This is a genomic window from Pseudaeromonas pectinilytica (assembly GCF_054780855.1).
Window position 1 is genome coordinate 1 of the sequence record NZ_BAAGVN010000066.1, and the last position, 1,994, is coordinate 1,994.

Below are 1,994 nucleotides of genomic sequence, written 5' to 3' on the forward strand. Positions count from 1 at the left end.
GGTCGTGTAGAGCGCGGCGTGGTGAAGGTAGGTGAAGAAGTTGCCATCATCGGCATCAAGGAAACCACCAAGACCACCTGTACTGGCGTGGAAATGTTCCGCAAGCTGCTGGACGAAGGCCGTGCTGGTGAGAACGTTGGTGTTCTGCTGCGTGGTATCAAGCGTGAAGACGTAGAGCGTGGTCAAGTACTGGCCAAGCCGAACACCATCACTCCGCACACCAAGTTTGAATCTGAAGTGTACGTGTTGTCCAAGGAAGAAGGCGGTCGTCATACTCCGTTCTTCAAGGGCTACCGTCCGCAGTTCTACTTCCGTACCACCGACGTGACTGGCACCATCGAACTGCCGGAAGGCGTAGAAATGGTCATGCCAGGCGACAACATCAAGATGGTTGTCACGCTGATCTGCCCGATCGCGATGGACGAAGGTCTGCGTTTCGCTATCCGTGAAGGTGGCCGTACAGTAGGCGCCGGCGTTGTTGCCAAGGTTATCGAATAATATCGATTAACTGCGCATGCAGAAAAAGGGCGACTTCGGTCGCCTCTACTAGAGAGGGCAGCTTAGGCTGCCTTCTTTCGTTTCAACCACTTACCGTATCAGCATTGAAGCCTTGCCATCAGTCTAACCCACCTGTTAAACCAGTTACAGCCCAGAATGATCCCCCCGCGTTAAACAGTAATAATAATCATCTGGCTAAAAATTAAATGCCCAAAAGCATTCAGATACAACTCCTTTGACTCCACACACTTTCATATGGTAAAAAAACAAGGGTTAGACCTGTTCTGATTATTATTAAGTTATGCAGTACATAGTAGCTATTGTGTTAATCGATATGAAAATGGACACTCCTTTGTGGAGAATTTGAAATAAGATAAGAATTAATCATGGAGTTACAATGATAATTGGATGCAAAGAGTGTGGGGAAAACATCTCTGACGAAGCCCGTGTTTGCCCTCACTGTGGAATTCAACGAACTCCAAAATCAGAGGCACTACAAAAAGAAAAAGAGGAAATACAAAGAAAATACTTGATAGAACAAAGAGAGGCCAAACAAAAGAGGAATGCTATTATATTTGCAGCTTTAACTGCATCCTTCATCATATACATAAAATTCGACTCGTCCGCCTCCAGCGAACATACAGCTTCATTAAACAATAACAACTCTATCGAAGCCACACAAGACGTATCTACGCTAACAAAAGAGGATATTAAAAACGGAAAGGGATTCCCGATCCCAGCAGCCTGCAATTATCTTTCTCCTTTAGGGGGATATACCCCCAATAAATATAAAACATCATCTCCAGAAACTGCTGACTACATGTGCGGAACACCCTATAAAAATATAGGAAATGATATTAACTTTGCGTTAGCCAACAATATTGCTTATTATGTATCTGGCAGTAAGGCTGACGTTGCTGACACGATAAAAATCATTGTGAACATAAACCAGCCTAAAAATGCAAAGCTAGCCAGAGAAGAGTTATCTAACGCTGTTAACCAACTATTCCTTTCTGCATTTGAAAAATCACCACCAGAAAATATTATAAAAAAAATATCCAGCGGTAAGGTTGGCTCATGGACGTATGGTTCACATGTTATTACCTTCAAAAAAATTAAGTGGCAAAGTGGCAAAGGCTTTGAATATAACTTCACAATAAATACTATTGAATATAACTTTACATCAAAGAATCAATGAGTCATACATTAAATAAATAACTTATCACGGAGTCACCGGACGCCGTGATAAGTGTAAAACATACACCAAAACATATAGGTCGATCTATATTGAAATATCAAACAATGTTACCAATCGCCAATCTATATATTTAATTTACTGTAACAATCCAGTTCCCACCTTTATCTTCAACGGTGTAGCTATATTGCCATTGATTGCAAACAACCCGAACATTACCTCAGGGCGGGATCGCACTTTGTTAATGAAATTTGAACAGGCTGATCGTCTGTGATCTAATCACGCCTCCATGCAGGAGGCG

General features: G+C 42.3%; 2 protein-coding genes. Both read left to right on the top strand.

Translation table 11 applies throughout. The annotated features are described in order from the left end of the window. The coding region (locus ACYVG7_RS04805; protein WP_460882073.1) for an EF-Tu C-terminal domain-related protein at positions 1-498 on the top strand (498 nt) is incomplete at its 5' end. A 397-nt stretch (positions 499-895) separates the two neighbouring features. Beyond that, a complete protein-coding gene (locus ACYVG7_RS04810) occupies positions 896-1,696 on the top strand; it encodes a hypothetical protein (RefSeq protein ID WP_460882089.1) in 801 nt (266 codons plus the stop codon). The last annotated feature ends 298 nt before the right edge of the window (positions 1,697-1,994 follow it).